The sequence below is a fragment of the Streptomyces sp. sk2.1 genome (assembly GCF_008120935.1).
Lineage (GTDB): Bacteria > Actinomycetota > Actinomycetes > Streptomycetales > Streptomycetaceae > Streptomyces.
Genome location: NZ_RDBO01000134.1, coordinates 1 through 2,543, shown reverse-complemented (window position 1 = coordinate 2,543; position 2,543 = coordinate 1). Strand labels below are relative to the sequence as shown.

General features: G+C 73.6%; 1 protein-coding gene. It reads left to right on the top strand.

Features of this window, described 5'->3' with window-relative positions; translation table 11 throughout:
• Positions 1-82: 82 nt before the first annotated feature.
• Positions 83-2,543 (top strand): DUF11 domain-containing protein (locus EAO76_RS41385; protein WP_148841396.1); only part of this gene is annotated, 2,461 nt, incomplete at its 3' end.

Genomic DNA, 2,543 nt, shown 5'->3' with positions numbered 1-2,543 from the left:
CCCCTCGCCAGCATCCCGCCCGGCCCGGGCCGGGCGGGATGCTGGCGAGGGGAGCGTCATCAACCAGACTGTGAGGTGGGCCGTGACCGGCACTGCTGGCCCGGCGAGGCGAAACCGGCTGCACCGACTGGCGGGCGTGGTGGTGCTGTTGGCGCCGCTGCTGGTGGCGGGCTCCGCGTCCGAACCGCGGGAAGCACCACGACTGGCCGCGGCGGCGGACGAGACCCCGGTCGACGCCGGACGCATCACCTACGCCGGGACCGAGCACCGCAGCATCGGCAGGACCGTCAGCACGACCAGCTCCGACCCGCTGTTCGGGACCGGACCGGCCCACTACGACCAGGACCCGTTCGTACGCGGCGACGTGATGGTCTTCACCAGCCTGCGCGACAGCGTGCGCCCGCAGGTGTACGTGCGAGGGGCCGACGGGGCCGTGCGCAGGCTCACCAGCGACCGGGACGCCGCGCACCCCGAACTCTCCCCGGACGGGCGGACCGTGGTGTTCGACTCCGAGGAGCGGGGCGCGGACGGCACGGTCCAGCGCGACCTGTGGATCATCGACGTCGACGGCACCGGTCTGCGGCGGCTGATGGACACCCCCAACAACGAGACCTCCCCGACCTTCTCCCCGGACGGCACCCGCGTCGCGTTCTCCTGCGACTCCGGCGCCGGGGGCGCCGGGATCATCTACGAGCAGGCCGTGTCCGGCGGAGCGGCGAGGCCCGTCAGCCATGTGACCGGCAACGCGACCGAGCCGGCGTGGAACCCGGTGGACGACGACGCCCACCGCGACCAGATCGCGTACACCCTCACCCCCGGCGTGAAGGAGGACGACCCGAGGCTGTGGGTGACCGAGGGGCGCCCCGGCACCGACCGCGAACTGCTCGCCGGCGGGCAGGCGACCTGGCGCACCCGCTCGGCCGCCTGGCTGGCGGACGGAACGGGCCTGGTCTTCCTCGGCCGCGACTGCACGTGCGAGTACGAACGTGTCTACCGGGGAACCGCCTTCGACACGGCCGCACCGACGACCGTGCTGGATGAGAACCGCAAGCTCGATTCGCCCACCTGGACCGGCCCGCTGGACACCGGGACCGTCATCGTCTCCCGGCAGACGTCGCGCAGACCGGACGACAAGAACGAGGAAACGGCGGTGGTCGCGACGCTCCAGGACGTCCGGCAGGACGGCTCGGACCCGCGCGACCTCGGGGTCTCCGTCCTGTGGGAGGACCCGGGCGCCGTCGACAACGCGGACCTGCTGTTCAACCCCGGGAAGGACTATGACCCGTGGACCGAACGGCAGAGCTACACCCCGGACGGCCGGCGCATCGTCGTGACCCGTTTCGAGGGCGCCAAGGGCTCGCGCACCCAGCGGATCTGGCTGGCCGACGCCGACGGCGGCAACGCGGCCGCGATGCCGCTCGCCGGGCGCAGCCCCGGTGACTGGGACACCGACCCCGCGTTCTCCCCGGACGGCACCAAGCTGGCGTTCACCAGGACCTCGCCCGGCGGGGTCGGCGAGAACGCGGGGCCCGGCAGCGTCCTCGTCGCGGACGTCGCGACGGGCGCGATCATCGGCAAGGTCGTCCCGCCGGCCGGGCAGCTGACGGGACAGGACGCACAGCCCGCCTGGTCGCCCGACGGCACCACCCTCGCCTTCACCCGCAACCACGTGATCCGGGGCCTCGGCGGCATCAAGCACATCTGGACCGCACCGGTGAACGCGCTCGACCAGCAGCACGACCTCAGCGCCAGGATCTGCCCCGGCGAGTGCAAGAAGATCGACGACAGTCCCGCCTTCTCCCCGGACGGCACCCGCATCGCCTTCAACCGCAAGGACGGCGGCAACGACCAGAACAGCGGGCGCGGCGGCATCCTGATCACCTCGCCGAACGGTGACGAGTGCCGGGTGGTGCTCCCCGACACCCGGCGGGACGACCCCGGGGCCTGCGGCCAGGACCTTCCGGACACCCCGCCGAACGGCCCCTTCCAGCCCCGTGACGTGGCCTGGTCGCCGGACGGCGGACGGCTCGTAATGAGTTCGCGCCGGGAGGCCGCGCCGAAATCCCCGGAACAGCTGTCCGTGCTGGACCTCTCCTCCGGCGCCCTGACGTCGTTCGGCGGGCGGCTCGACGGACGGCAGAAGGAGCCCGCCTTCCAGCAGTCCGTCGACCTGTCCCTGACCGCGCCGCCCACCGCCCCCTCGATCGAGGTCGGCGACACCGGGGAGGTGGCGGTCACGGTCACCAACCGGGGGCCCGCCCCCTCGCCCGGCACCGTGTTCACCATCGACGCCCCGCCCGGGGTGCGCCTGGAGGAGCTCACCACCCCGGCCGGGTCCTGTGGCGCCGCCTCGCCCCAGTGCGACCTGGGGGTGCTCCGGCCGGGCCGGAGCGTGACGGTCACCGCCCGGCTCACCGGGGTGAGCACGGGGGACCAGCGGATCGGCTGGTCGGTCGCCGGGGCCGTGGTGGACCCGAACCCCACGGACAACGCCACCGGAACCGTCGTCCCGGTCCGGGACGCACCGGCACCCACCCCCACTC